Origin of the sequence: Cytobacillus sp., from assembly GCF_032154635.1 — a bacterium.
Lineage (GTDB): Bacteria > Bacillota > Bacilli > Bacillales > Cytobacillaceae > Cytobacillus.
The window spans coordinates 28,943-54,058 of record NZ_JALDXW010000014.1; the positions used below are offsets into that span (position 1 = coordinate 28,943).

The 25,116-nt window shown below is 37.3% G+C and carries 27 protein-coding genes; 3 read left to right on the plus strand and 24 right to left on the minus strand.

Translation table 11 applies throughout. The features are described 5' to 3' along the window. Positions 1–69 precede the first annotated feature (69 nt). From RUH74_RS11685 to rsgA, 8 genes are all read right to left on the minus strand, one after another. Positions 70–1,461, minus strand: coding sequence for a sigma-54 interaction domain-containing protein (locus RUH74_RS11685; RefSeq protein WP_396230009.1), 1,392 nt, complete (start codon positions 1,459–1,461; stop codon positions 70–72). Positions 1,462–1,482: 21 nt separating this feature from the next. Next, on the minus strand, positions 1,483–2,328 hold the full coding sequence (gene ablB / locus RUH74_RS11690) for a putative beta-lysine N-acetyltransferase (protein WP_313800486.1): 846 nt from the start codon (positions 2,326–2,328) through the stop codon (positions 1,483–1,485). A 97-nt stretch (positions 2,329–2,425) separates the two neighbouring features. Continuing rightward, positions 2,426–3,691 carry a peptidase gene (locus RUH74_RS11695; RefSeq protein ID WP_313800487.1) on the minus strand — a complete coding sequence of 422 codons (1,266 nt, stop codon included), beginning with the start codon at positions 3,689–3,691 and terminating at the stop codon, positions 2,426–2,428. Between the two features lie 37 nt (positions 3,692–3,728). Continuing rightward, the gene (locus RUH74_RS11700; RefSeq protein WP_313800488.1) at positions 3,729–4,367 is read right to left on the minus strand and encodes a 3-oxoacid CoA-transferase subunit B; all 639 of its coding nucleotides are present in this window, start codon (positions 4,365–4,367) and stop codon (positions 3,729–3,731) included. Further along, positions 4,352–5,044 carry a CoA transferase subunit A gene (locus RUH74_RS11705; protein ID WP_313800489.1) on the minus strand — a complete coding sequence of 231 codons (693 nt, stop codon included), beginning with the start codon at positions 5,042–5,044 and terminating at the stop codon, positions 4,352–4,354. Before RUH74_RS11705 ends, RUH74_RS11700 begins: the two co-directional genes overlap by 16 nt. Then, on the minus strand, positions 5,044–6,396 hold the full coding sequence (locus RUH74_RS11710; RefSeq protein WP_313800490.1) for an aspartate aminotransferase family protein: 1,353 nt from the start codon (positions 6,394–6,396) through the stop codon (positions 5,044–5,046). The genes RUH74_RS11705 and RUH74_RS11710 overlap by 1 nt, the downstream gene beginning before the upstream one ends. A gap of 170 nt (positions 6,397–6,566) precedes the next feature. Next, positions 6,567–6,737, minus strand: a complete 171-nt coding sequence (locus tag RUH74_RS11715; protein WP_313800568.1) for a YjcZ family sporulation protein — start codon at positions 6,735–6,737, stop codon at positions 6,567–6,569. 176 nt (positions 6,738–6,913) lie between these two features. Beyond that, positions 6,914–7,993 (minus strand): ribosome small subunit-dependent GTPase A, encoded by a 1,080-nt coding sequence (gene rsgA / locus RUH74_RS11720; protein ID WP_396230016.1) that lies wholly within the window; start codon positions 7,991–7,993, stop codon positions 6,914–6,916. Between the two features lie 334 nt (positions 7,994–8,327). Between rsgA and RUH74_RS11725 the strand changes: the two genes are divergently transcribed. Beyond that, positions 8,328–9,092: a DUF4397 domain-containing protein gene (locus RUH74_RS11725; RefSeq protein WP_313800492.1), complete on the plus strand. Its 765-nt coding sequence runs from the start codon at positions 8,328–8,330 to the stop codon at positions 9,090–9,092. Between the two features lie 27 nt (positions 9,093–9,119). On the opposite strand, the gene RUH74_RS11730 is transcribed toward RUH74_RS11725, so the two are convergent. The 5 genes from RUH74_RS11730 to RUH74_RS11750 all read right to left on the minus strand — a co-directional run bounded on the left by RUH74_RS11730 (position 9,120) and on the right by RUH74_RS11750 (position 14,067). Further along, on the minus strand, positions 9,120–9,704 hold the full coding sequence (locus RUH74_RS11730; RefSeq protein ID WP_313800493.1) for a YpmS family protein: 585 nt from the start codon (positions 9,702–9,704) through the stop codon (positions 9,120–9,122). Next, entirely contained in the window at positions 9,701–10,537 is an 837-nt protein-coding gene (locus RUH74_RS11735) for an SGNH/GDSL hydrolase family protein (protein WP_313800494.1), read from the minus strand. The genes RUH74_RS11730 and RUH74_RS11735 overlap by 4 nt, the downstream gene beginning before the upstream one ends. Before the next feature lie 171 nt (positions 10,538–10,708). After that, the gene (locus tag RUH74_RS11740; protein WP_313800495.1) at positions 10,709–11,284 is read right to left on the minus strand and encodes an SCO family protein; all 576 of its coding nucleotides are present in this window, start codon (positions 11,282–11,284) and stop codon (positions 10,709–10,711) included. A gap of 94 nt (positions 11,285–11,378) precedes the next feature. Continuing rightward, the gene (locus tag RUH74_RS11745) at positions 11,379–12,359 is read right to left on the minus strand and encodes a nucleoside hydrolase (RefSeq protein WP_313800496.1); all 981 of its coding nucleotides are present in this window, start codon (positions 12,357–12,359) and stop codon (positions 11,379–11,381) included. A 64-nt stretch (positions 12,360–12,423) separates the two neighbouring features. Beyond that, a complete protein-coding gene (locus RUH74_RS11750) occupies positions 12,424–14,067 on the minus strand; it encodes an ATP-binding protein (protein ID WP_313800497.1) in 1,644 nt (547 codons plus the stop codon). Between the two features lie 176 nt (positions 14,068–14,243). On the opposite strand from RUH74_RS11750, the gene RUH74_RS11755 reads away from it, so the two are divergent. Next, positions 14,244–14,750, plus strand: a complete 507-nt coding sequence (locus RUH74_RS11755) for a PCYCGC motif-containing (lipo)protein (RefSeq protein WP_313800498.1) — start codon at positions 14,244–14,246, stop codon at positions 14,748–14,750. 77 nt (positions 14,751–14,827) lie between these two features. Here the strand turns inward: RUH74_RS11755 and RUH74_RS11760 are convergent, their stop codons facing one another. From RUH74_RS11760 to ilvA, 4 genes are all read right to left on the minus strand, one after another. Further along, the gene (locus RUH74_RS11760) at positions 14,828–15,079 is read right to left on the minus strand and encodes a DUF2535 family protein (RefSeq protein ID WP_313800499.1); all 252 of its coding nucleotides are present in this window, start codon (positions 15,077–15,079) and stop codon (positions 14,828–14,830) included. 90 nt (positions 15,080–15,169) lie between these two features. Then, complete coding sequence (gene tatC, locus RUH74_RS11765) at positions 15,170–15,928, minus strand: twin-arginine translocase subunit TatC (protein WP_313800500.1); 759 nt, start codon at positions 15,926–15,928, stop codon at positions 15,170–15,172. Positions 15,929–16,000: 72 nt separating this feature from the next. Beyond that, complete coding sequence (locus RUH74_RS11770) at positions 16,001–16,210, minus strand: twin-arginine translocase TatA/TatE family subunit (RefSeq protein ID WP_313800501.1); 210 nt, start codon at positions 16,208–16,210, stop codon at positions 16,001–16,003. Positions 16,211–16,450: 240 nt separating this feature from the next. Then, positions 16,451–17,719, minus strand: coding sequence for a threonine ammonia-lyase IlvA (ilvA, locus tag RUH74_RS11775; protein ID WP_313800502.1), 1,269 nt, complete (start codon positions 17,717–17,719; stop codon positions 16,451–16,453). 186 nt (positions 17,720–17,905) lie between these two features. Here ilvA and RUH74_RS11780 point away from each other — a divergent pair, with 186 nt between their 5' ends. Then, positions 17,906–18,142: a hypothetical protein gene (locus RUH74_RS11780; protein ID WP_313800503.1), complete on the plus strand. Its 237-nt coding sequence runs from the start codon at positions 17,906–17,908 to the stop codon at positions 18,140–18,142. Positions 18,143–18,323: 181 nt separating this feature from the next. On the opposite strand, the gene RUH74_RS11785 is transcribed toward RUH74_RS11780, so the two are convergent. From RUH74_RS11785 to RUH74_RS11815, 7 genes are all read right to left on the minus strand, one after another. Beyond that, positions 18,324–19,055 (minus strand): lysophospholipid acyltransferase family protein, encoded by a 732-nt coding sequence (locus RUH74_RS11785; RefSeq protein WP_313800504.1) that lies wholly within the window; start codon positions 19,053–19,055, stop codon positions 18,324–18,326. Positions 19,056–19,226: 171 nt separating this feature from the next. Further along, on the minus strand, positions 19,227–19,712 hold the full coding sequence (locus tag RUH74_RS11790) for a dihydrofolate reductase (RefSeq protein ID WP_313800505.1): 486 nt from the start codon (positions 19,710–19,712) through the stop codon (positions 19,227–19,229). Further along, positions 19,709–20,503, minus strand: a complete 795-nt coding sequence (locus RUH74_RS11795) for a thymidylate synthase (protein WP_313800506.1) — start codon at positions 20,501–20,503, stop codon at positions 19,709–19,711. Before RUH74_RS11795 ends, RUH74_RS11790 begins: the two co-directional genes overlap by 4 nt. A gap of 72 nt (positions 20,504–20,575) precedes the next feature. Further along, positions 20,576–21,277, minus strand: coding sequence for an anthrax toxin lethal factor-related metalloendopeptidase (locus RUH74_RS11800; RefSeq protein ID WP_313800507.1), 702 nt, complete (start codon positions 21,275–21,277; stop codon positions 20,576–20,578). A gap of 185 nt (positions 21,278–21,462) precedes the next feature. Then, positions 21,463–22,077, minus strand: coding sequence for a TerD family protein (locus RUH74_RS11805; RefSeq protein ID WP_313800508.1), 615 nt, complete (start codon positions 22,075–22,077; stop codon positions 21,463–21,465). Between the two features lie 67 nt (positions 22,078–22,144). Beyond that, the gene (locus tag RUH74_RS11810; protein WP_396230017.1) at positions 22,145–23,245 is read right to left on the minus strand and encodes a toxic anion resistance protein; all 1,101 of its coding nucleotides are present in this window, start codon (positions 23,243–23,245) and stop codon (positions 22,145–22,147) included. 13 nt (positions 23,246–23,258) lie between these two features. Further along, positions 23,259–24,896: a YceG family protein gene (locus RUH74_RS11815; protein ID WP_313800510.1), complete on the minus strand. Its 1,638-nt coding sequence runs from the start codon at positions 24,894–24,896 to the stop codon at positions 23,259–23,261. Positions 24,897–25,116 lie beyond the last annotated feature (220 nt).

The window sequence follows — 25,116 nt, forward strand, 5'->3', positions numbered from 1 at the left end:
TATTTTTGCTTTTAACGTCTGCCAAAATTTTGTCATTTGCATGCCAAATTTTTAGCAGCAAAACGTAGTTTAGTCTATTTGCAGCTTCTGAATTTTATATTGTAATGTCTGCCTGGGGATTTCGAGGATTTTTGCTGCTTGTTTGATATTTCCGTTTGTTTGTTTCAAGGCACTTGAAATAAGATCCATTTCTAATTTCAGTAAGTTTGTTCTTAAGGACATATTCTTATGATTGATTTTCTTTGATGTTGACTGAAAATGCTGCTTGAGCATAACTGGCAGATCCTTTTCAGTAAGGAACTCTTGCTCACATACATTCATCATATATTCAATGGTATGTTTAAGTTCTCTGACATTTCCTGGCCAGTTGTAAGTATGGAAAAGTGACATTAGCTCCTCACTGGCGCCTTTTATTTTTTTCTTAAATATCTCATTAAAACCTTGTACAAAATGATTAGTTAAATAATGCAGATCCTCCTTTCTTTCTCTTAAAGGAAGGAGTTTAAACGTAAGGACATTCAGACGATAAAAAAGATCAGCCCGAATTTGCTGCATTTCAAGTGCTTTTTTAGGATGAATGTTCATAGCTGCAATGATACGGACATTAACAAAGCTGCTTTCTGTGCTTCCAATCCTTCTTACATGCCCATCTTCTAGCACCCTAAGCAGCTTTGCCTGCAATTCAATCGGCATCATATGAATTTCATCAAGAAAAAGCGTCCCTCCATCAGCAAGTTCGAATAGGCCAGGACGTTCAACAGCCCCTGTATAGCTGCCTTTAGATGTCCCGAATAAGATACTTTCTAATAAAGATTCTGGAATGGCCGCACAGTTTTGTGCGATAAATGGACCATTTGGACATGAAGATGCATGATGGATTCCTTGAACTAAAAGTTCCTTCCCACAACCGCTTTCTCCAAAAACCATGATCGGTGAGTCAGACTTTGCAAGCTTTTTAGCTTCCTTTTTTAATTCTATTAGTTCAGGATTTACTGTTAACAAACTATCAAGTGTATACTGTGTGCCGCTCGGATTTTTCCTTCTCTTTTTTGTTCTCCCTTTTATTTTATTCTGTAAATCGAGTAAACTCTCAGAAAGATTTTTTATTCTAGAGTAGTCTTTTGCAATTTCAACTGCCCCTGCAATTTCTCCATCGACTCGAATAGGCAGTGTTGTATTTATTGTCTCAATTTGTTCCCCATGAACATTGACATAGACCTGAGTTTGATTATATATCGGTTTACTTGTCCTCATGACCTTTAATAAGGTACTTGTTTGTTCAGACAAAGATGGGAAAACGGATAATAAAGGCCTTCCCAATACTTCATTTACTGTCATTCCATCGTGTTTTGCAGCAATTTCATTATAGTAGATGGTTTTCCCATGCAAGTCTACAACATGAATTCCTTCATCAATACCATTTAATATTGCTGAAAGTACCTCACTTGAATTCACTTTCATTTCAGTGATTCCAATCTCCCCCTATCTTTTCGAAAGGTTTTTCACCCATACATTCATATCCTCAAGCTTGTCAAAAATATAGCAATTGTTCATTAATCGTCCCCTATAGGTATAGCCTAACTGATGTAATGCCGCATTCATCCCGAAAGAAAGCGATCTAGCAATAGAATATACACAGTAGATGCCAGACGACTTGAGTTCTTCTTCAAGCTTTTCTAATAAAAATTTCATTAATCCATGCTTTCTGTGCTCCGGTAATGTAGCACAGTCAGTAAGTTCAGCATTTTTGTATAAGGAGTTTACTTCAGCAGACGCGGCACTAATTATTTCTCCATTTGAAAAGAAACCGTAATAGATCGTTCCTTCATCAAGAGTTTTTTTAATATACTGCGGATCATTGAGTGGAGTCGGATAGATTTGAAACACTTTTCTGTAGAGGGATGCGAGAGCATCGACATCTTTATAACTGCATTTTTTCATTTGGCAATCAGCTGGAGAGATTATTTGTTTCTGTCCTTCAATTGCAAGAACCTGTTTGACGATTTGGTCCTCTTGGAACCATTGATTGCTTGTCCTTCTTTCATTCGTATAATACTTACAAAAGAAATATAGATTGGAGCCAAGAAAATAGCGATCGATCACTGCCTCACATTGAAACCCATGCTCAACTAACTTTTCATATTGCTCATGTCTTCCCTTAACAATTAGTTTTTCAGCTTGATGCACATGTACTAATTCTTCAGCCTTTTCGATTGCTTCAACAATGTTTCCCCTTATATCATCTACACGAAGACGTTTATTAAAAACATCAATATATATTTCTGCCGTGCAGAGATCTGTTCTTATTAAATGGGTATCAGCAACCATTTATCCTCACTCCTTTTTTCTAAAAGTACCCGGCTGAATCGGCCGGGTATAGTGATTCTTTTGTTATCTTGCTGGTTTTCTTTAATACTACTATAAATTAGGAATCTATTTCACACCAATCTAGAATGGCTAAGGCAATGATTTCTGCTGCTTCAAACACAACATCAATTAAAATAAATTCATTTGCATCATGTGCGACCTCTGTCACACCTGGTCCGAAAACGACTACAGGGGTGTCACCAACCCGTGATAGTATTCCGCCATCTGTTCCCCATGGCGATGCTTCAATGATTGGATGAGATTCTTTAACTTTTTCAAAACTATTTGTAATCGTTTCTAGCAACGGATGACCAGCGTTTAGGTTTCCAGGCTGCCATCTGCCGCCAAACCATTCGACTGTCGGCTGATTCTTCCTAAACCATGCATCGGCTTGTGCTAATTCTAGTAGACAGTTCTCCAATTCCTTTTCAACATCCTCCATTTGCTCATGCGGTGCGACCCCTATCCTTCCTTCAATAACCGCTAGATCTGGAACAGATGAAGGCCATTCCCCGCCATACATTTTTCCTATGTTTATTGGAACAGGAATTGGCGTGTTTTGATATAGAGGTTCTGTGATTTTTTCATTCCGCTTCCTTTCCAGTTCTTGAAGCTTTGTGATAACAAGCATTGCTTTTTCAATGGCATTGATTCCTTCGTAGCGCGTCCCGCCATGTGCCGATCGCCCTTTCACCTTGATGCGAAACCACATTGAACCTTGCTGCTTCGGAAAGATCTTCATATTCGTCGGCTCTGGAATAATCGCCCCATCCGCTGTATAGCCTCTTAATACAGCTGCTAACGTTCCAGCACCTCCACTTTCTTCCTCAATTACACTTTGAAAAATAACATCCCCTTTTAATTGTATATCAGAGTGAATAATCGCTTCCATTGCCAGAATTAAAGAAACAGTTCCACCCTTCATATCTGTGGAACCGCGGCCATATAATTTTCCATCCGCCAACAAGCCGCTGTATGGATCATGCTGCCAATCCTTCCGATCTCCTTCAGGAACAACATCAATATGGCCATTTAATATAATGGATCGTCCACCGCCAGTTCCTTTTAATATCCCGACAACATTTGGATTTCCTGAAAAATCCGTCCGATCCGAGCAAAAAACAGGATGCTTTAACAGCACTTCCTCTCCAATCTCCCAAATATCTAAGGAAAGGCCAAGCTTTCGGCATTTTTCTATGATAATTGCCTGTGCTTTGCTTTCATTTCCTCTTGTACTCCCTTCCTGTACAAGCCGCTGTAGGAAACGTATTCCTTTTTGGCGGTTTTCACGCAGCCAGTCATTTATTTTTTTTTCTTCCCGCATGACAGCACTCCCTTTTCATCCGTGTTAGAAACATACGTTACCAGAGAAATTCACAGCCCGTTTTCGTTTTAATCTCTTCATATGAATAAGGTGGAAATATTTCTTTTAAGTGTAAGCCATCAGTTGTAACCTCGAATACACCCATTTCCGTAATTATTAAATCCACACATCTCGCCGATGTTAAAGGAAGAGAGCATTCCTTCACAATTTTTGGTTTGCCGTGCTTATCTACATGATTCATTAACACAATGACTTTTTTTGCCTTTTGAGCAAGTTCCATTGCTCCACCCATTCCTGGCACTTTTTTCCCAGGAACGATCCAGTTGGCAAGATCTCCTTTTTCGCTTACCTCCAGGGATCCTAGAATCGTCATATCTACTCTTCCTCTGCGGATCATCCCAAAGGAAATCGCACTATCACAATAAGAAGCTCCTGCGACAACTGTTACTGGAAAACCGCCTGCATTACACAGATTTTCATCTTCCTCTCCCTTTTTTGGACTTGGCCCCATCCCCGTGATTCCATTTTCTGCATGAAACATGACATTGATATGATCTGGTAAATGATTCGGTACAAGAGAAGGAATGCCTATCCCTAAATTCACAACCATCCCGTTCCTTATTTCCTCTGCTGCTCTTTTAGCAATCCTGTTTCGGACATCTATTCCCAAGCCCATGTCCAATTCACCCCTTTTGAAGGAACGATATAATCAACAAACACACCTGGTGTTGTAATCTCTTCAGGTTTTAAGCTCCCAAGCGATACTAATTCCTCCACCTCAGCAATGGTAATATTTCCTGCCATTGCAACTAATGGATTTGTATTTCTCGCACTTTTGTCATAAATTAAATTGCCATAAGGGTCCGCCTTTTTAGCAAAAATAATGGAGACGTCACCCGTTAAAGCGGTTTCAACTAAGTATTCCTTTCCCTCCACTAATATCCTTTGTTTTCCGTTCGAAACCATGGCATTGTCCATCCCGATATCTGAAAGAATCGCTCCCAATCCTACTCCGCCTGCACGAATTCTTTCGGCTAAAATACCTTGTGGGGAAAATTCAACTTCAAGCTTGCCATCGGTCATTTGTTGCCCTGCGACAGGATTTGATCCAATATGAGAAGCGATAATTTTTGACGCTCTTCCTTCACTTACAATCTTGCCAATGCCGATGTGTGGGAATCCTGTGTCATTTCCAATTAGCGTTAGTTCTTTCACACCTTTTTCAAGAATGCCATCAATGAGCGTCGGAGGTGATCCAATCCCCCCAAAACCGCCAAAAATAATCGTCATTCCATCTTGAAAATGCTCCATCGCTTGTTCTAGCGTGATGATTTTATTAAAGGAGTTTTCCATTAGGCATCATCCTCTTTTATTAAATAATTTGCTGTGAATAATTGAAGTGTTTCATGTAGACGCTTCACTAATTCATCTATTTCTGCAGTCGTTATCGTTAGAGGAGGAGCAATTAAGATAGCATCTCCGTTCACCCCGTCTATCCCTGCTCCTGCCGGGTAAATGATTAACCCGCATTTTTCCGCTTGCCCAATGAGCTTTTGTGTAAATAGAAATGAACGTGGAAATGGTGTTTTATTCGCTTGATTTTCCACAAATTCCAGACCAATCATCAGGCCTTTTCCACGAATATCGCCGATGATGGGAAACACCTTCTGAAGCTCCTTTAGTCTTTGAAATATATATGTGCTTTTGTCATCAATCTCCTTCATAATTTCGTTTTTATCCAAATATTCTAAAACTGCTAGGGATACAGCACAGGATTGCGGATTCGCACTCAATGTATGCCCGCTCATAACAACCTTTGATCCTTGTAAAATAGGTTCCATAATACGTTCGCTAACCAATGCAGCAGCAATCGGTGCATACCCGGCACCCATGCCTTTTCCAAGTGCGACGATATCTGGCTCAATGTCCCAATGCTCACAGGCAAGCATCGGTCCAGTCCTCCCAAAGCCTGTCATCACTTCATCAGCGATAAAAAGGATATTGTTTTTCTCGCAAATTTCTTTGATCACTTTATAGTAATCTTTCGGTGGGGTAATCGCTCCGCCTGAAGCACCAATAATCGGTTCAGCGATAAATGCCGCGATTTGTTCTGCACCGATCCGTTTAATGACGGTATCAAGCTCTTGTGCACAAACATACCCGCATTCTGGAGCTTCGCGATTATAAGGGCATCTGTAGCAATATGGAGGATGAATGACAGGAAAATCTTCAAGTAGCGGGATGAACCTAGCTCTCCTGCCCGTGTGTCCTGACATGGAAAGAGCTCCAAGTGTGATTCCGTGATAACTCATCCAGCGTGAAAGAACTTTATTTTTTGTGTATATACCCTTTTCCTGCCAATATTGGATCGCGATTTTCATTGCCGTCTCTGTAGCTTCCGAACCGCTATTCACAAAAAAGCTCCAATTTAAATCACCAATTGATAAATCTGCAATCCTTCTTGCTAGATTCTCTGCAGCCTCACTCGTAAACTGTGAGCGATAGACAAAAGAAACCCGCTTCGCTTGTTCATGCATGGCCTCAATAATTTCCTCCACCCCATGACCAATATTTGCGGTAATTGCTCCTGATGAAGCATCCAAGTATTCTTTTCCCGCTTTGTCGTACAAGTAGACTCCTTTTCCATAATCAATGACAGGATAAATTGTTTCAAGCATTGGCTTAATTAAATTCGTTTGCGTCATAAGCTCCCTCCATCCAGTTTGAAGCAAGTCCTGAGCCAATATTTCAGCTAATAAAGTATATGAAAGGATTGTCTAATTCTTTCATGGAGAATTTGAAATTCTATTATTCTACTTTTTAATATAAAAATAAAAAACTGCCTCCGAAAGGAGACAGCATCCATAACTCTTATTTACCAAGCACCGTAGCAGCTTGCACCGATGATGATTAGAAGAATAAACAATACAACAATTAAGGCAAAACCACCAGAGAATCCACCGCAATATCCTCCATAAGCACCGGCTACTGGATAACCGTAACCTGAATAGCACGGATCAAAACCGCAACCATATCCATATTGCATCTTCATTCACTCCTCATTTTTTATAGGGCATTTTCCATATTAAGTTATGTTGTAGGTGCTTGACCTGTACGGGTATTTGCCCAATTAAAATGGAAATGTTCAAATTCTTGTGAGCAGGCCATCTGTTATCTATACAAAAATAGCCCCTTCATCAAGAAGAGGCATTGTGTTCAAAATTATACTTTTTTATATTTCTGCTTTAAGCTGCTGCTAATGTTTTTCCAGCGTTTTTTCTCTTCAGACTGAGCCCGCTTATCTTGCTTTCTTTCCAGATAAGCAAGTTCTTTTTGAAGTTTTTTATAACTAATTAGGCGATTTTGATCCAACTTCCCATTTTCGATTGATTGAATGACAGAACAGCCCGGTTCATTTTCATGAGTACAATCACGAAATTTACATTCTTCTGCCATGTTCTCGATATCAGCAAAGCTCTCTGCAAGACCATTCTCACTGTCCCATAATTGAAGTTCCCGCATTCCAGGCGTGTCAATCAATACTGTCCCATGTGGAAGTAATATTAATTCCCGGTGGGTGGTTGTATGTCTGCCCTTGTCGTCTCCTTCACGGACTGTTTGTACCTTTTGTTTTTCATCTCCTACTAGATAATTTGTTAAAGTGGACTTTCCAACACCAGACGAACCGAGGAGTGCGACTGTTTTTCCCGGCAACAAATATGGCTGCAAATCAGCAAGACCACTTTCTTCGACCACACTGACAGAAATGACTGGAACCCCCATCGCAATTGCTTCAACGCCAGCGAGCTTTTCTTCTAAATCATTACATAAATCAGCTTTCGTTAAGACTATTACAGGATTAGCACCGCTTTCCCAAGAAAGCAGTAAATACCTTTCTATTCGCCTTAAGTTTAAGTCATCATTTAGTGAGTTAACTAAAAAGATTGTATCTACATTCGCTGCTACAATTTGCTCTTCTGTATTAATTCCAGCAGCTTTTCTTGAAAACTTACTCTGTCTAGGCAGAACTGCATGAATTGTAGCGCGATTTTCTCCAGCCCTCGTTTTCAAAACAACCCAGTCCCCAACCGCAGGATAATCTTCCCTTGATGCTGCTAAGAATGAAAACTTACCAGATACTTCACATAATAGCTCTTCCTCTTCTGTCCAAACCCGATACATTCTTTTATGTTCAAGAGCTACCCGACCAACCGCATAGCCCGCTTCCTTATATTGTGTAAACGCTTTTTCAAAATAATCGTTAAAACCGAATGATTGTAATTTCAATGTTTGTTCCTCCATGCTATTTAAATTTAAGTACAACAAAAAACCATCGGCCACACAGCCCATGGTTTAATAAGCATAGAAAGACAAACGAAATTCTACAACTATCAAACAGAATAGGTTTGGGCTGTGCATGTGTCAACTACAATTAACGTACGAACAATTAATAATTTTTCCATTACACATCACCCACCTTCCGTTGATTTATTTTTATTATATGGAATTTTCAGCCATAAGTAAAGCTATATTTTTGTCATTTTGCAGATTATTTGCGTTTACCAAACTCGTGACACCAACCCATATCCATTTGCATATGTTACTAACGTATACGATCTAGATAGGAGCGAGGAGTATGTCTCTAAATAGAAATCAGAATAACCTCTTTCAAAAAGCGGGCCAATACGATTTATTAGCCAATTATTATAAATATGTAGACCCAGCTAAGCATATCGCTTATTACCAAAAGCACCTAAAATATATGACATTAGCTGCTCATTCCATGCGCTCACAAATGAACCCAGCCCAAAGCGGGACAGCTCTGCCTGCAAAGATACGGTTCATTCATGCCTCTGACGATGCATCAAATGTTGATATTTATGTCAATGGATCAAGGGTATTAAAGGACTTCCCTTATAAAGAGGCAAGTACCTACTTACCTCTTCCAGCTGGGAAATACCAAGTTGATATTTATCCTGCGGGGAATATGGTTTCAACCGTATTAAGCAGAAAGATCATCGTGGGACAAGGAAAAAACTATTCCTTTTTATTTAGCGGGGGTGTGAAAAATTTAAAATGGCTTGCTCTGGAAGACGGGCATCACGTACCATATGGGGAAACAAAAGTAAGATTTATTCACTTAGCGAATGATGCTCCTGCATTCGATATTGCAGTAAAAAACAGAGACGTGATTTTTTCAAATATCGACTACCGAAAATTCACAAGCTATCTTGGACTTTCACCAATGACCGTTGATCTAGAGGCACGAATTGCTGGTTCCAAAAATGTTGTACTATCCATCCCACACGTTCGTTTAGAGCCGAACAAAGTATATTCTATCTTAATAATCGGATCAGTTGCCGAGGGACCAGAACTTGAAGCAATAATGCTTGAAGGATGAAAAAGGCATGACTGCTGTCACGCCTTTTTACTCTTTTACAGGAAGTAATAAAGTAAATCGAATATCATCATTCTTCAAATCAAATTCATCGACCTTTACTTTGAAATCACTCTTTAATTTCATTTTTTGCAATGAAACATATATTTTCTCTTCGTTCGGGTGAATGGTTACCCCTTGTGGAATCTTGTATTTGTCACCAATAAATTTTAACACATACGATACAGGCAATTGAAGCTGTCCTACAGATATAGACTTCTGCTGAAGAACGATGTCCCCATTATCTAAAACCTGCGGTTCGAACGTAAGCTTTAACTGGATATCTTGACTAAATACAGGAATCAGCCCATATAGTTCCACTTCATCATTTAAAATGACTTTATAATCAATCGCTCCTGTTAAACCTTCTTTTTTGAGATAATGATTGATTACCTTATTAAGATCTTGTTTATCCGTCTGAATTTTAAAAGGAACGTAATCGTCTGTACTCAAACTTTCTACAATATACTTATCCTCCGTTGCAGGTATTTTCAATAATATGAAAATAACTAGTATGAAGATAACAATGATACTTAATAAAAGAAAAAATAGCTTTTTCCATTTCTGATCCTTCAATTTCCATTCTCCTCGTTTTCAGCTGTCAGTGGATCAACTGATTTCTTTTCTAATATTTCCTCATTTATTTTTTCAAAAATTCGGTTAGCAATTAATGCATATCCTTGATCATTGGGATGAAAATAATCAGTATGCAGGAGTTTCTCTCCTTCATCATAGAAAAGATCAGCAATCTCCACAAAATAAGTATTAGGATATTTTTTTAATACATCTTGACTTGCTTGATTCCACTCTCCAATAATCTCATTAATTTCCCGTATATCTGCAAACCATTTAAAAAACGGATTGTACAAGCCTACTAAGATAATTTGGCTATTAGGATTATCATTTCGAACCGTGGCCAATACTTCCTGCAAATTCTTTTCAAAGACTTTTCTTTGCTGACTAAAAGCTTTAAGATTCAAGCTCGAGAAATTTTCTCGTACAACCTTCATGACATCATTGCCGCCTATCGTTACAATGACGTAGTCAGCTTCTTTCACAGCCTTCTTTACCTCGCTTGAGGATAACCTTTTTAAGAGCTGATCTGATCGATTTCCTTTTATGCCAAAATTATTAAAAATTGCCTCATTTATCGATTTGTCATTTTCTAGCAATTTCTTAAGATATGGCACGTAGCCGCCACGATTCGTACTGTCTCCAACACCTTGTGTTAATGAATCACCAACAGAAACAATTTGAATGTCCTGAGGAATAAACTCTTCAGGCACCTTTTCTTTAACCATTAACGATACTTCTTTATGCTGATTCAGTTTTTCCTTTATATACGATTGAGGATTGCATGAAGCCAAAAAAAGGAAACTAAGTAGAAGGAATAGTATGTTCTTTTTCATTTTATCACCCGGCTTTTTAGAAAAGTAAAGCATCTAGCTGTAGGGCCATTTGATACTCAGTATTGATATTATAACACGATACTAGCATTACATAACGTAGCAAACCTGATTTATCCACCAGTAAATATTGACTAAAATTCTTTCAAAAAAAATAGACCTATTAGAGAAGGTCTATTGTAAAGTCTTTATATCATCAATAATTTCTTCATAAGGAACTTCTTTATCCCCGCTGTATAGCTTTTGGATTTTTCCCTCCTGATTAATTAGATAGAAGTATGATTGATGAATAACAATATCACTATTTTCAGGCTTTTGTGCAATTGTTTTGAAGCCTTTCGCAAATTCTTCGATATCCTTTTGCTGATAACCAGTAAGAAAATGCCAATTTGTTAAATCTGCCTCAAACTGCTTGCTATATTCAGCTAACACTTCTGGTTTATCAACCATAGGGTCTATGCTAAAAGAAACAAATTCAATATTTTCAATTTCTTCTTCTTTCGCCATTTTCTGTAATTTACTCATATTAAAAGTCATTGGCTGACAAATGTCTGGGCAGGCTGTATAAATAAAATCGGACACCCAAACCTTACCTTTCAAATCAGCTAACCCAAAAGATTTATTATTCTGGTCTGTGAAAGTAAAATCGGGAACCGGCCAGTTTTTTGCATCCTTTAGTTCTCCATTGCCACATGCCGAGAGAAGAAATACTGTAAAAACGCTTATAATTGTCAGTATTCGTATTTTCATTATTAATATCCGCTCCTATCTATATACGAACTAATTTTAGCAGACGTATACGAAAGAAGGAAGAAAAATTGGTGACAAACTTGTGAACGAACTTTTATGCAAAATCGCCATTATGATTTTTCATAATGGCAAAAAATGATTGAACAAAGGAACGATAATTATAATTTACTGCAACCTTATGAATTTTATAGTCTTTCGATTCTAACTCAGGGGCTTTTCTGAAATCCCCAATACTTTGCCCAAAAGCAATTCCTTGATCAACAACGACTTGAACCGGTGTTTCCTGATAAACAACCTCTGACTCATCAAGTAACGACCATAGTGTAAATACATCGTGCAACGGGCTACCGCTTATACCTGGATTCGTTTTTTGATAAAAAGAATAATAATAATCAACCATCGGTTTCACAATCAAGCCTGTTTTGTTATGTGTCTTTTCATAATGATGATGCAGCGTGTCTATAATCGATGGTGTGATAATGGCAGACATGGTAACATTCAAAGGGATGATATGGAGCTTTTTCGGTGCCTCATTCATAAGAATTTTTGCAGCATAAGGATCCCCAAAAAAATTTGCTTCAGCAACGGGAGTTACATTTCCCGGAAAGTTATAGGCTCCACCCATAATATAAAAATCATTAATTTTTTTCATCAGATTGGGATATAAAATAAATGCCGTTGCTAATGAAGATAATCTGCCTATATTAACAATAATCAAATCATTTTCATATTGTTCGATCAATGGAACAATTTCATTAAAGTTTTCAAATAAATTAGGATTCACTTCCATTTGGGGATCAATAGGACCAAGACCTTCAAAACCATGTACCTCAGGATAATAAACAGGCCTCTCTCCAGTCAGAGGAAGCACAGCTCCTCCATATATTGGAATATCTGTTACTCCCGTGACATTCTGTAGAAATGCCGCATTCCTCAAAGCATCTTTTCGAGAGACATTTCCATAGTCTGCAACAATACCAACCACATTTATTTTTTTGGAAAACAGAGCAAAAATGGCCGCAACAATATCGTCAATCCCAAAATCACTGAATAGAAGGACATTTTTCGCTTTCATCCCGCCCACCTCCTATACATAAACATATTCAGGAAAGCAGAATAAATAGCCATATTTTCAATAATCATTCTTCAGCTAATGGGATATATATTTTAAATATTGTACCTATGCCAACTTCACTTTCTACTTCAATCTTTCCTTTCATTCTATCAATAATTTGATAGCATACCATCATTCCAATACCCGTGCCCTTTTCCTTTAATGAATAAAAGGGGGTACCTAATCTATCCAATTCTATTTTTGACATACCTATACCAGTGTCACTAATTTCAAATACACCATATCCATTTTGCTTATAAACTGAAAGCGTCAGATTACCTCCATCTTTCATTGCTTCTATTCCATTTTTTAAAATATTTATGAGCACTTGCCTTAATTCACTTGGATTACTCTTTATGTATACTCCATTGTTTAAATTGATATCAATCGAAATATTCTTGGACATCATTGCATATGAATTCATTAATTCCATTACCCTCGAAGCAAACTCACCCGCATCCACCAGTTCCATATGTTCAATATCAGGCTTAGCTAAGGATAAGTAATCATTAATAATTGTTTCTGCTCTATGCATCTCTTCAATCATCAGTCTAATATACATGCGTTCTTCTTCACTCATCTGTTCTTTAGCCAGAAATATTTGCAGAAAGCCTTTCACAACAGTCATTGGATTTCTGATTTCATGGGCAACAGAAGCTGCTAGCTGTCCGATCGCATTCATTTTTTCTGCTCGCTGAAGTTCTCGTTGGATTTTTGTTCTATGCAAAATTTGTTCCATTTCATCAATAGCCTCTTCAAAACGGTGCAATGGAGCAATATTTTTATTCCCCGTTCCAAATTGTTCAGTCGTTGCCGATAAACGTTCAAACAGTTGTGAGAGCTGGTGTGTCATCGCATTAAATCGTTCGACCAATACACCAAATTCTGACTGGTCAGAGGTTTTTAATTTCACTTCAAAATTCCCTTTACTAACTTCATTAAACCCATCAATGATTTCATTTACAGGATTCAAAAATTTCCTTAATCCTCTTTTTAATACGATATAATAAATAATAATTATTACAACAAAGATTCCGATAAGGTAAAGGGAAATATTTTTTTGGTATTCACTTAGGATGGCAGCATTAATATCCATTGCTAATATAGCAACAAGTTCCCCATTATGATCTGAAATTGGAACAAATGAGGTAATCCAAAGGCCTAGTTCATCCCGATATAATGGACTAGAAACAATCTTTTCTTCTCTCATGGCTTCATTGAACGATTTTAGAAATGTTCCTTCAACCTTCAAGAAAGAGAGTGACTTCAGCCCTTTTTTTTCATAGTCCGCTGAGCTAACAAGAACAAATACCTCTCCAGAAGCAGAAACTTTCGGTGCTAGTAACAAAGCATTTGAATATGGAGCATTTTCATTTACAAGAGATATACTATGCTTTAAGTTTTGAAAAGAAGAATGCTTAAGGTTTCTTTCCGCTTTAACTTTTTTTATGTCCTCAATATCCATAATTGTCCCCCATAATGTGGACATTTCAACAACGCGAAACCGGAGCTGTTTCTCCATTTGCTTCGTTTGAAGAAATAGACTAATGCCAGCTGTAGAAATAACTAGAATTAAGCTTACAAAAAAGGAAAATAACAAAATTTTTCTGAATAAAGGCAAGTTGTTTAGTTGTTCCTTCATTATTCGTTCACCGAGTCCTTTTTCCACTTTATAAACCTTCCATTCGACAGAGGTTTACATAAATCCTCTAAAAACACAAAATTTTACGATTTAAGCACAATTGCGTTTAACAAGATGATTTCGGCTCTTTTTTTAACAATCGGTGATTGTGACTATGCTATGATGATATTGAATTGAATAATAAAAAGAAAATAGGTGATTTTATGAAAAAGAATATATTCGTATATTTCCTAATCTTTACAACCATCTTCATTTTACTATCAGCCTGTTCTACTGCAAAGGAAGAAAAGAAAGTAGAAAAGGATCAAGACAAGCACTCTTATCATGCAGAAAATGGTGATTTAAGAGAATTGACTGCCTCTATTTCCGATCCACCGAAATTCCTTGAAGATCAACATGAACAAATTCAAATGGTGTATGGTGCTGTCGGAGAATACCAGGATCTATTAGAGTATATTCCATGTTATTGTGGATGTGCTGATTCTGGAGATCATAAAGATAATTATGATTGTTTTATCAATGAAAACAAAGAAAACGGCGAGGTCGTATGGGATGATCATGGAACTAGATGCGGAACATGTCTGGATACAGCTGCAAAGAGCATAAATATGTTAAATGAAGGGAAATCCAAAAAAGAAATTCGCCAATATATAGATGATACATATAAAGAAGGCTATGCAGAACCTACACCAACCCCATTTCCAAGTTAAAAAGTCTGAGCAATATGCTCAGACTTTTTTATCTGTTACCAAAAGAAGTACCGGCAAATTCTCCGGTACTCAAGTGGCTACGCGTTATTTTTTAATTCTGGAGTCTTAAACAGCTTCTGATAATCAGGCCATTTTAAAACTCTTTTTAGATACTCTCGATAAGAATAGATATTATTCTCTTTTTGAACCCCATAAATTGTTTTTATATAGGCTTGTAAACGGACTTGAATCATGAAATAATAAGGGCTATTTTTGTTCAATACAGGAATCTCAGTAATCTTTACCTTCTGTCCAACAGCATTTTTGAACTCTAGGCTTTTGAATAGCAAAATATCAATCCTCTTTTTTACCCGTTTGACTATATTATACCCTAATTTCCGATCAAAAACTGTCTATTTGTGGAGGGTTCAAAAATTTTTTTAGTTCTCGTCCAACATCTCATATTGGTTGTTTTCTTCCCACTCTTTTTCTTTTTTCAGTTTACGCTTATAGATCACGCCTGATAGACTTATACTGATTTCATACAAAAGAAATAAAGGAATCGCAACAAGAATTTCCGTGACTAAATCTGGTGGTGTAATTAATGCGGCAACAATAACAAGAATGAAATACGCATACTTCCGCACCTTTTTAAGCGTTACAGGATTAATGATTCCTAGTGATGTAAGGAACATTACAACAACAGGCAATTCAAATAGAATCCCAAATGGCAGAGTCATATTCATTACAAACCGAAAATATTTCTCTGCAGTAAAATTTGTTGCCATCATTTCTCCGCTCAGTTCTACAAGAAAGGATAAAACTAAAGGAAAGATGATAAAATAGCCAAAGCACAATCCTAATAAAAATAAGATAAATAATCCTGGAATATATGATAACGAAATTTTTTGTTCAATTGGCTTTAATGCGGGTTTGACGAATAACCAAATCTGCAAGGCTAAAACAGGTATACTTCCAGCTAATGCAATGACACCTGCAAGTGTAAAGTAAACCCAAACGATATCGCTTGGTCCAAGAACAATTAACTTCACATCAAGATCTCTTACAAACCATTGATATATATCTTTAACAAAAATAAACCCTACAATAAAAAAGACTAAAAAGGCACCTGCTGAAATAATCAGCCTTTTCCTTAATTCATCTAAATGGTCAACTAAATTCAATTCTTTGTCTGCCATATTATTCTCCTGCCAATTTGAAGTGAATAAATTATTTAAAGTTGAAAAACACGATAAAAAAAGGGCAAGATATTAATCCTGCACCTTATTTAACCGTTTTTTCTTATCCTCATCTTCAAACTCTTCCATAACATCACTTGTTAATTCACGCGTAGATTTTTTAAATTCTCTTAACGTCTGCCCAAATGCACGACCAATTTCAGGTAATTTTTTTGGACCAAAAATAATTAATGCTAATACAAGAATTAATATTAATCCAGGAACACCGATGTTTGATAACATAAAAACATCCTCCTTAAAGTGCTTACTAGTGAATCTAGTATCATTATAGTGGTTTTAACGCATCTTGTGGGAAAAGAATAAAAAAGTTCATACTAAATTCACATTAGAAACCTAATTTTTGAATATGTGACTTTTTTCATTTCCAAATGAAACAATTTATAATTTCTTTTCTAAAGCCACTTTCATGCTATCCATAAAAGTACCACCATTCCTACATGTATTATATTACTCCTAATACACCTAAATTAGCAAATGGAAAAGGTTACTGTCCTTATTAATCTCCTTATAAGCAAACCCTTTTTTATTCATCCGCTCAATTAAGCTATTGTAATCTCCCCTATTCTTCAATTCAATTCCTACTAATGCGGGGCCATTTTCTTTATTATTTTTTTTTGTATATTCAAAGCGAATAATATCATCTGATTTTCCAAGTACCTCATCAAGAAATTCTCGTAGTGCACCTGCCCGCTGAGGAAAATTAACAATAAAATAACGCAATAAACCTTCATGCAATAAAGATCGTTCCTTCATTTCCTGCATCCGTTCAATATCATTATTCCCACCGCTAATGACACATACTATATTCTTCCCTTTGATTTCCTCTTTATACAAATCCAGTGCTGAAATTGGCAGAGCACCAGCTGGTTCAGCAACAATCGCATGTTCATTATATAACTCTAGAATCGTTGTACAAACCTTGCCTTCAGGAACGAGTAATATATCATCTATCAATTCAGAACAAATATCAAACGTTTTTGCCCCTACACATTTCACTGCTGCCCCATCTACAAACTTATCAATCCCATCTAAAGTAGTAACTGACTTGTTTTGAATAGAAGTAAGCATGGATGGTGCTCCAGCTGGTTCGACACCAATAATTTTAGTATTCGGGGAAATACTTTTAACATACGTACTGATTCCTGCAACTAGCCCGCCTCCTCCTATGCTTGCAAAAACATAGTCAACAGGCTCCTCACAATCATTCAGAAGCTCGACAGCAACCGTTCCTTGTCCGGCAATTACTTTCTCATTGTCAAAAGGATGGATAAATGCACTCTGTTCTTCCTCTGCACATTTCATCGCCTGTTCAAACGAATCATCAAATGTATCACCTATAAGAACAATATCAACATATTCCCTGCCAAACATTTCTACTTGAAATACCTTTTGTTTAGGCGTGGTTGCTGGCATGAAGATTTTTCCATGTACGCCCAAATGGCGGCAAGCATAGGCCACCCCTTGTGCGTGATTGCCCGCACTTGCACAGACAACCCCATTTTTGACTTCCTCTTCATTTAATGATTTAACTGAATAATATGCTCCTCTAAGTTTGAATGATCGTACATGCTGTAAATCTTCCCTTTTTAAATACACATTACAACTATATTTCTCAGAAAGACGTTCATTTTTTTGCAGCGGTGTATGGGCAACAATATCCTTTAATTGCTGGTATGCAATCAAAATCTCCTCCAACTGCACCCATTTTTTCTTCATTACCTTTTGTCCCATCTGTCACCCTCATTTCTCATCCGATATTAATTTGTTCATTATACCATGAGAGTTTTTGAATTCAATCATATAATTTAAAAATTTTTATTTTTCGGATATTTATCTGAATAGAAAAGAAGGATTTTTACATATACTAATCGAAAGTAAGAAAAACAGATGCTTAAAAATTTCTCGGGAGGTGGAATAGTGGAGTTTTCATTATGCAGTCTTGATGGTGCACTGCCAGTAGAAGTTACATTGGATGAGGATAATGGAAGGTATATGGTTCGCAAAAGCGATTCAAGTGGGGAGTTTTTTAATACTCCACATGAATTAATCCAATGGATAAAAAATAATTTTTCTCCTGAGGAATTTTGTGATCCGAATGAGTTCCAAATCATGGTGAATGCATTAACAGACTATTTGATCAACCCAACGTACTAAGACTATTAGACATACGTTTAACCTAATTATGAGCAAAACAGCAAAAGAGGATGAAACCTCAATCGTTTCATCCCCTATTTTTTATTATCGGTTTAAGAAGACTCGATCTTGTCAGAACGAATGTTACCTTTAATCATCATGTAAAAGCATTTACATACAATTTCTCAGGATTTTTTGAGTCTCATGAAGCCTTTTCCTCGTTATTGAAGCTATCAATAATAATATTCCTTACGTCCGCAGCAACATCCTTCATGTCTTTTTCTCGAATTAAATTTGGTTCGATTGGCTGGCAAATATTAATTTCAACATTTGCTGGACGAACGAGCCGATTATTTTTTTCAAAAATATCAGCTGTGCCTTTTATTCCAATCGGAACGATCGGAACCCCAGCGTCCTTCGCCAATCTAAGGCCTCCAGCTTTAAAATCTCCAACAGGTCCTCCTTTGCTTCTCGTACCTTCTGGAAAAATAACGATGGAGTGTCCGTTCTTTAATTTCTCTACCCCATCTCGAATAGATTTTACTGCGCTTCTCCGATCTTTGCGATCGATGAATACACAATTCATTACTTCCATCCATGATGAGATAATCGGTGCCTTTTTCACTTCTACCTTTGAAATAAAACCAAATGGCTTTTCGATAAACGCTAATAAAACAGGAATATCAAAATCACCTTCATGATTGCAAACGAACACAACTGGACCTTCAGGCAAAAGTTCCTTGCCCCTTACTTTCACTGTTGAACCAGTAATTTTCATTATGGTGCTAGACCATTTCATAGGTAATTGATGAATAAGGCGATCCCTTTCAACAACCGGCATTTCAGGACTTAGCTTCTTCATTTTCGCTAAGGTAGGCAAGCTATAAACTAAATAGCCAGCCATATAAACAACAAATGCGATCAATCGAATCATGCTGTACCTCCCAATCTATCTGCATTTTACCATTATATACTAGTTAGGCTCTTATAACTAGAATCTAAAGAAAAGCGGTAGACATAGCCGACACTCGTACCTCCTGTACGGGGGATAGGGTGCTCGCGTTTAACAAAAAAAGCTGCCCATAAGAGAGCAGCTAGTAAAAAATTATTTTCTTTCATAGATCATAAATTCATAATCATATGGATTTTTCTCATCTTTTATCCCTTTCTCTTTAGAAAGCAATGACCATTCCTCCATATTAAGCTCTGGAAAAAAGGTATCTCCTTCAAACTCATCGTATATTCGAGTTAAATAAAGCTTGTCCGCATCAGGCAAAATGAGTTTAAAAATTTCCGCACCGCCAATAACAAAGATTTCCTCGTCCTTCTGCCGGCTATATTCAAGGAGCTCAACAATTGTATTCAGCACAGTACAGCCCTCACATGTGAATGCAGGATTGCGAGTGATTACGATGTTTTCCCTTCCAGGAAGCGGCCGGCCAATGGAATCCCATGTTTTTCTCCCCATCGCAATCGGATGTCCCATCGTTGTTCGCTTAAAAAACTTTAAATCCTCTGGAAGATGCCAAGGAAGCTGATTATTATAGCCAATAACACGGTTATTGTCCATGGCCCACATGAGTGAAATCATACACTTACCACTCCTTTTATATGTGGGTGTGGATCATATTCCTCAAGAACAAAGTCTTCAAATTGAAACCCGAATAGATCCTTCACTTCTGGATTGATTCTCAATTTTGGAAGCGCACGCGGCTCACGGCTTAACTGGAGCTGTACTTGTTCGAGATGATTTAAATAAATATGTGTATCGCCAAATGTATGGATAAATTCACCAGGCTCTAAATCACAAACCTGTGCAATCATTCGTGTGAGCAGTGCATATGAAGCGATATTGAATGGTACACCAAGAAATACGTCTGCTGACCGCTGATAAAGCTGACATGATAGCTTTCCGTCAGCTACATAGAATTGGAACATACAGTGACATGGCGGCAATGCCATTTTATCAAGATCACCTACATTCCATGCATTTACAATCATCCTTCTTGAATCAGGATTCGTTTTGATTTGCTGAATGAGCTCGCTAATCTGATCAATCGTGTTTCCGTCTGCACCTGCCCATGAACGCCATTGATGACCATATACAGGACCAAGCTCTCCTTTTTCATCGGCCCATTCATTCCAGATTCTTACTCCATTATCTTGAAGGAATTTAACATTTGTATCTCCATTTAAAAACCAAAGCAATTCATAAATGATGGAGCGCAAATGCAATTTTTTTGTTGTTAACAGTGGAAATCCTTCCGCTAAATTGAATCGCATTTGATAGCCAAATGTACTAATTGTGCCCGTTCCGGTTCGATCTTCCTTCTTCACACCATTTTCAAGAACATGTTTACAAAGCTCTAAATATTGTTTCATACCAACCCAACCTTTTACTTTCGCATTGCTTTTATTGTATCAAAATGATAAGGGTAAAAAAATAAATTTCATCTATTTTAAGTTTTTCATAAAGCGATATGTTTCAGGTGCCGTCTTCTTCAATAGATTACTTGAATACCCACCGAGGAAATACATCGCAAATGCCTCTGCAAAATATTCTTCAGGAAAGGTTAAGAAATAATCCTCTTCTGGGAATAGCAGCTGTTTTTCCTTCTTCCAAATCGTTAAAAATTTTTGGTTATTTCGCATTCCATTATAAACATAGCGGTCAATGGAGTGAGCTAGCTCATGGAGCTCTAAATTCACGGAGCTATGCCCCTTTCCCTTGTCACTATATCCGATCTTCACAAGAACTGTTTTTGCCCCCCCAATGCCAGGAACGTCATCCCATGTTGTATCACCCTTATACCCTCTTGGAATCATACCTTCAAGATGGGCTACGGTTGGATTATCTGTTAGCCTTCCATTAAATAGTTTTAGTTTAATATTCTCTTCCCCTACTTTTGATAATAAAGAGAAAGGCAAATTATCCACTCTTGAAATAATTTGTGCTGCCTCAAACTCATCAAAAGGAGCGGTAGGCAAAAGAACCATGTTTCCGAGAACAGCTGGGGAATTAAGAACTAGTGACTTTTTTAATAATGAATGACTGGGGAAATCTTTCAGTTTGACACCACCCATAGCTGCTTGAGAACTGCCCATTAACGCTAGAGAAATAATCAGCATACATATAGATAAGCTCACTTTTCGCATAGACAGTACTCCTTCTATCATCATCGAGGTCAAGTAAATTGTAGTAGAATATTATTATTATATCATGTGAGATGATTGAATTGATTAGTAGTTATTTAGAAGAATATAGAACGCTCCCAATGTTAACCAAAAAAACAGGACACAGACAAGATAGTCTGGTCCCTACTTTAAGCATCATTCATTGATTAAGAGAATGAACGGACAACTTCACCTAAGCCAGGGGCTGATGTACCAGTCCCAACTGCTGCAAACTTCCACTCATTTCCATGACGGTAAATTTCACCAACAATTAGGCATGTTTGTCCACTGTAATTATCGGTTAGATTAAAATGGATCAGTTCTTGGTTATTAGCTGAATTCACGATACGAATGAATGCATTTTGAATCATGCCGAAATGCTGTTTTCTTTTCACACAGTCATATATATTAACTACAAATACAAGCTTATGAACTTGAGATGGTACACGGCTTAAATCAACTAGGATTTGCTCATCATCCCCATCTCCGTCCCCTGTTAAATTATCACCTGTGTGCTGGACACTGCCATCATTGCTCTTTAAATTTCCAAAATAAATGACATCACTGTTGCTTCTAATCTTTCCATTTTCACCAAGCATAATAACAGAAGCATCACAGTCGATATTCGCACCGCCGCCGCCTCCGCCAAATAACGAGCCGAGCAGTCCGCCGCCTCCACGGCTTTGAACCGGATCCCAGCCTAAACCTACCAAGATTTTTGAAAGTCCTGGATTTCCTTTTGTTAGATCAACACGTTGCCCTTTTTGTAAGTTAATTGCCATCCTCTTCACCTCATAATATTTTTAGTAATCTTTCTATGTAAACAATTGGCAAAAAGCCAATTGCCTATTAACCTTGAAGCTTAATTTTTTTGAAATTATCCTGAAGCTGTTCTAATCTTCTAGTTCCCTCTTCACGCATACGCTTATTTTCTTCTTCAATTGCTTTTGTTTCCTGCATCCCTTTAATAATGATGTTCCACGATTCCTCAATGGTCTCAATCTTAATGCTAGGACTGCCTGCAAGTCTTGCAATATCAGCACTTTGGGTAGAGATATTTTGTGCATTGCGCAAAAGCATTTCATTTGTTCTACGATCAAGCTCATTCATCGAGTCAGCAACAAGCTTCTGTCTTTTCGCTGCAACCGCTTGAATGATTCCGTTTTTAAAAATCGGGATTGTCGTTACAAATGCCGAATTTATTTTCCCAATAAGCTTCGTGTTCCCTCTTTGCAAAAGACGTATTTGAGGTGCTGTTTGTAAGGAAACCATTTTTGCCATTTCAAGATCATATACACGCTGTTCTAATAATTCAATGCCATTTCTTAATGTATCCAGCTGCATAGAAGCCATTTGATCGCCCGCAGCTGCACGAGATTCAAGCTGCGGCAACTGGTTGGTTTTCAGCTCATCCACCTTCATTTGTCCAGCTACAGCATATTTTTCTAGAGCTAAGTAGTATTGGTAGTTCTGTTCATACATTTGGTCAAGCATGGTTGTCGATTCTACCATCTCATTTTGATACTTAGAAATTTCTACATACACTTTATCAATTTCATGACCCATTGTTTGATATTTTCCAAATAGCTTATCAATAAGCTTTTCACCTTTTTTGAACAGCTTTCCAAATAAACCGCCTGAAGTTTTTTCAAAATCCTTTTTATCAAACTTATCCATAATACGGCCAAGCTGTTTTAAAAGTTCTCCTGAATCCTCAACCTTTGTTGCTCTCATATTGCCTAGAATTTGATCGGAGAAACGAGATATTTGGGTTGCCGGCTCTTTTCCAAATTCAAGAATTTGAATTTGATCCCGTTCATCAATCGAACGTGCCAGATTTTGCACTTCCGGGTCCTGACGAAGTGCGAGCTTAATTTCTGAAGCAGTCGTTTCTGTCAATTTATCTTCTGTTGTTTTCGTTAATGTAAGTTCAAGATTTGTTGGCTGCATTTGATTCATTGCTTCAATCTCCTCTTAGATTTTTAAAAATACCCTTTACTCTATTGAATAAAGATGGTTCTTTAAATTCCTGTTCAAAAACAACATCCTCTAGCCAATGGACATCATAGATCCCCTCATCAATAAAGTTTTCTAAGTCATTGTGCCCAGGAGGATTATACAAAACAATATCAATGCCAAATTGATTAAGTAATAATAATAAAGCTGCGTCAGTTCTTGTCATCGTGCCATTAAGTTCATTATTATAAAGAATTAGCTTTGGTACGTCCTGAGAATAATCAAACTTTTGCAGCAGCTGCAGAATACTGGCTGGTATTTGCATTCCCTGAGTAAAAAGGTAGGATTGGAGCTCCTCTATATCCTCATGGTAAACAGGTTTAATGTATGGTCTTGCACAAATATTACGGATGGCCATTGCAATCCCGTTCTGAAGCCCTGTAGGCAAATGATGGTATTTCCAATAATGGGCTGCCATCATTTTTTCCGGGTCAAGTAAGCCATCATTTCCTCGTGCATTTCGATAATGAAAACGAAAATCATTGTTAACATTATTTGTAAATGGGAATCTTTGGATGAGTAGACTATGATCCATTTGACTGATCAGTTGTAGTCGATCCCAATATTCTTTCCGGTTCTTACTAACTCCCTGTACTTTTGCAAAAATTGCAGGAATTTTCACTTGGCCATTCTTTACCTCAAAGTTTGGTCGTACCATTGCCTTTTCCTTAATCAAAAGAAATAGTTCATCATAGGTTGTTTTTAATGTAACCGATAACGGAGTATACTCACGTAGCTGCCATGGCTTATAAAATCCCGAACCTTCATGGTTTAAGATCGACTCAATTTCTCTAGAGGCACGGTAAGCAACTGTAGATGAGCGCCGGCTTTTTTCTGTTGGGAATGGCTCAGGCTGTTTTTGCTCCGGATAATTGTGAATAAAAGTATTATTTAATTCTGTATGACTACCTATTATGATGTCTTCCCCAGATGGAGAGAATACAATGATGTCACAACCCATTTGGAACAAGTAGTATAAAAAATAATGATGGCTTTTATTCGAATTTCCATACCATAATAATTTTGGCATCGACACTTCAGGGCTTACCCTATTCCAATCCGCGCCAAGATGGTTAATGGTCCATTTAATGATATCAACTAGAACTCGTCTCAATTCCTGATTCTTTAACCCATCTGTCTCCTGTGTTGAAAACAGCTCAAGAACAGCCATCATCGCTTCTCTTGTTTTTCTATGTAAGGAAGGATTGGTTGATTTCAGTAAAAGCTGTTCTCCATCTAGGAAGGCAACAAATCGATTAATCGATAAATTCTGTTCCCGATTAATATTCAATACCTTTTGGATGGATTGAAATTGTTGATTATCAATCGTTTTATCAAGGGTATCCTCACTTAGCAAAATAAGTCCCGCTTGCTCTGTATGGATGAGATCATACAGCTTGTTGTAGTACTCGTCCTCATCTAATGGAATACCCAAAAAACGAGCAACCACTTGGCCAAAATGGACTGTTTTTTGTTCAATCGTAAATTGCGGCCTTTCCTTTGTGTCTTTTTTTAATGTAGGCAGCCAATTCTCATTAGAAATCGGCAATAAATGAGGTTTCATTTGAAAATATGTCTCGTTCATTTAATAATCCCTTCCCTCTATGAGCGAAAGACTTAATTAGAATAATAAAACTACTACATGCTAACTTCACTGCATAACCGGAATGAAGTTATTAATAAATGTAAACTTATTACCATGATACCATACGTTCCAATGAATTCTAAAACGATTCCTCCAAATATGAAAAAAAATCATTCGGGTTCTGCCAGATTTAACCTGAAAATCCTTATTTTCTTTCACT

Excerpts from the sequence above, each read along its gene's own strand:
- RUH74_RS11705 (WP_313800489.1), bottom strand. The coding sequence starts at position 5,044 with ATGGAAAACTCCTTTAATAAAATCATCACGCTAGAACAAGCGATGGAG.
- ilvA (WP_313800502.1), bottom strand. The coding sequence starts at position 17,719 with ATGGGACAAAAGGTAATGAAGAAAAAATGGGTGCAGTTGGAGGAGATT.
- RUH74_RS11710 (WP_313800490.1), bottom strand. The coding sequence starts at position 6,396 with ATGACGCAAACGAATTTAATTAAGCCAATGCTTGAAACAATTTATCCT.
- RUH74_RS11800 (WP_313800507.1), bottom strand. The coding sequence starts at position 21,277 with ATGCGAAAAGTGAGCTTATCTATATGTATGCTGATTATTTCTCTAGCG.
- RUH74_RS11805 (WP_313800508.1), bottom strand. The coding sequence starts at position 22,077 with ATGGCAATTAACTTACAAAAAGGGCAACGTGTTGATCTAACAAAAGGA.
- RUH74_RS11725 (WP_313800492.1), top strand. The coding sequence starts at position 8,328 with ATGTCTCTAAATAGAAATCAGAATAACCTCTTTCAAAAAGCGGGCCAA.
- ablB (WP_313800486.1), bottom strand. The coding sequence starts at position 2,328 with ATGGTTGCTGATACCCATTTAATAAGAACAGATCTCTGCACGGCAGAA.
- tatC (WP_313800500.1), bottom strand. The coding sequence starts at position 15,928 with ATGGCAGACAAAGAATTGAATTTAGTTGACCATTTAGATGAATTAAGG.
- RUH74_RS11790 (WP_313800505.1), bottom strand. The coding sequence starts at position 19,712 with ATGATTTCACTCATGTGGGCCATGGACAATAACCGTGTTATTGGCTAT.
- RUH74_RS11815 (WP_313800510.1), bottom strand. The coding sequence starts at position 24,896 with ATGAACGAGACATATTTTCAAATGAAACCTCATTTATTGCCGATTTCT.
- RUH74_RS11795 (WP_313800506.1), bottom strand. The coding sequence starts at position 20,503 with ATGAAACAATATTTAGAGCTTTGTAAACATGTTCTTGAAAATGGTGTG.
- RUH74_RS11770 (WP_313800501.1), bottom strand. The coding sequence starts at position 16,210 with ATGTTATCAAACATCGGTGTTCCTGGATTAATATTAATTCTTGTATTA.
- RUH74_RS11685 (WP_396230009.1), bottom strand. The coding sequence starts at position 1,461 with ATGAAAGTGAATTCAAGTGAGGTACTTTCAGCAATATTAAATGGTATT.
- RUH74_RS11785 (WP_313800504.1), bottom strand. The coding sequence starts at position 19,055 with ATGATTCGATTGATCGCATTTGTTGTTTATATGGCTGGCTATTTAGTT.
- rsgA (WP_396230016.1), bottom strand. The coding sequence starts at position 7,993 with ATGGAGGAACAAACATTGAAATTACAATCATTCGGTTTTAACGATTAT.
- RUH74_RS11715 (WP_313800568.1), bottom strand. The coding sequence starts at position 6,737 with ATGCAATATGGATATGGTTGCGGTTTTGATCCGTGCTATTCAGGTTAC.
- RUH74_RS11755 (WP_313800498.1), top strand. The coding sequence starts at position 14,244 with ATGAAAAAGAATATATTCGTATATTTCCTAATCTTTACAACCATCTTC.
- RUH74_RS11740 (WP_313800495.1), bottom strand. The coding sequence starts at position 11,284 with ATGAAAATACGAATACTGACAATTATAAGCGTTTTTACAGTATTTCTT.
- RUH74_RS11810 (WP_396230017.1), bottom strand. The coding sequence starts at position 23,245 with ATGCAGCCAACAAATCTTGAACTTACATTAACGAAAACAACAGAAGAT.
- RUH74_RS11700 (WP_313800488.1), bottom strand. The coding sequence starts at position 4,367 with ATGGGCTTGGGAATAGATGTCCGAAACAGGATTGCTAAAAGAGCAGCA.
- RUH74_RS11735 (WP_313800494.1), bottom strand. The coding sequence starts at position 10,537 with ATGAAAAAGAACATACTATTCCTTCTACTTAGTTTCCTTTTTTTGGCT.
- RUH74_RS11745 (WP_313800496.1), bottom strand. The coding sequence starts at position 12,359 with ATGAAAGCGAAAAATGTCCTTCTATTCAGTGATTTTGGGATTGACGAT.
- RUH74_RS11695 (WP_313800487.1), bottom strand. The coding sequence starts at position 3,691 with ATGCGGGAAGAAAAAAAAATAAATGACTGGCTGCGTGAAAACCGCCAA.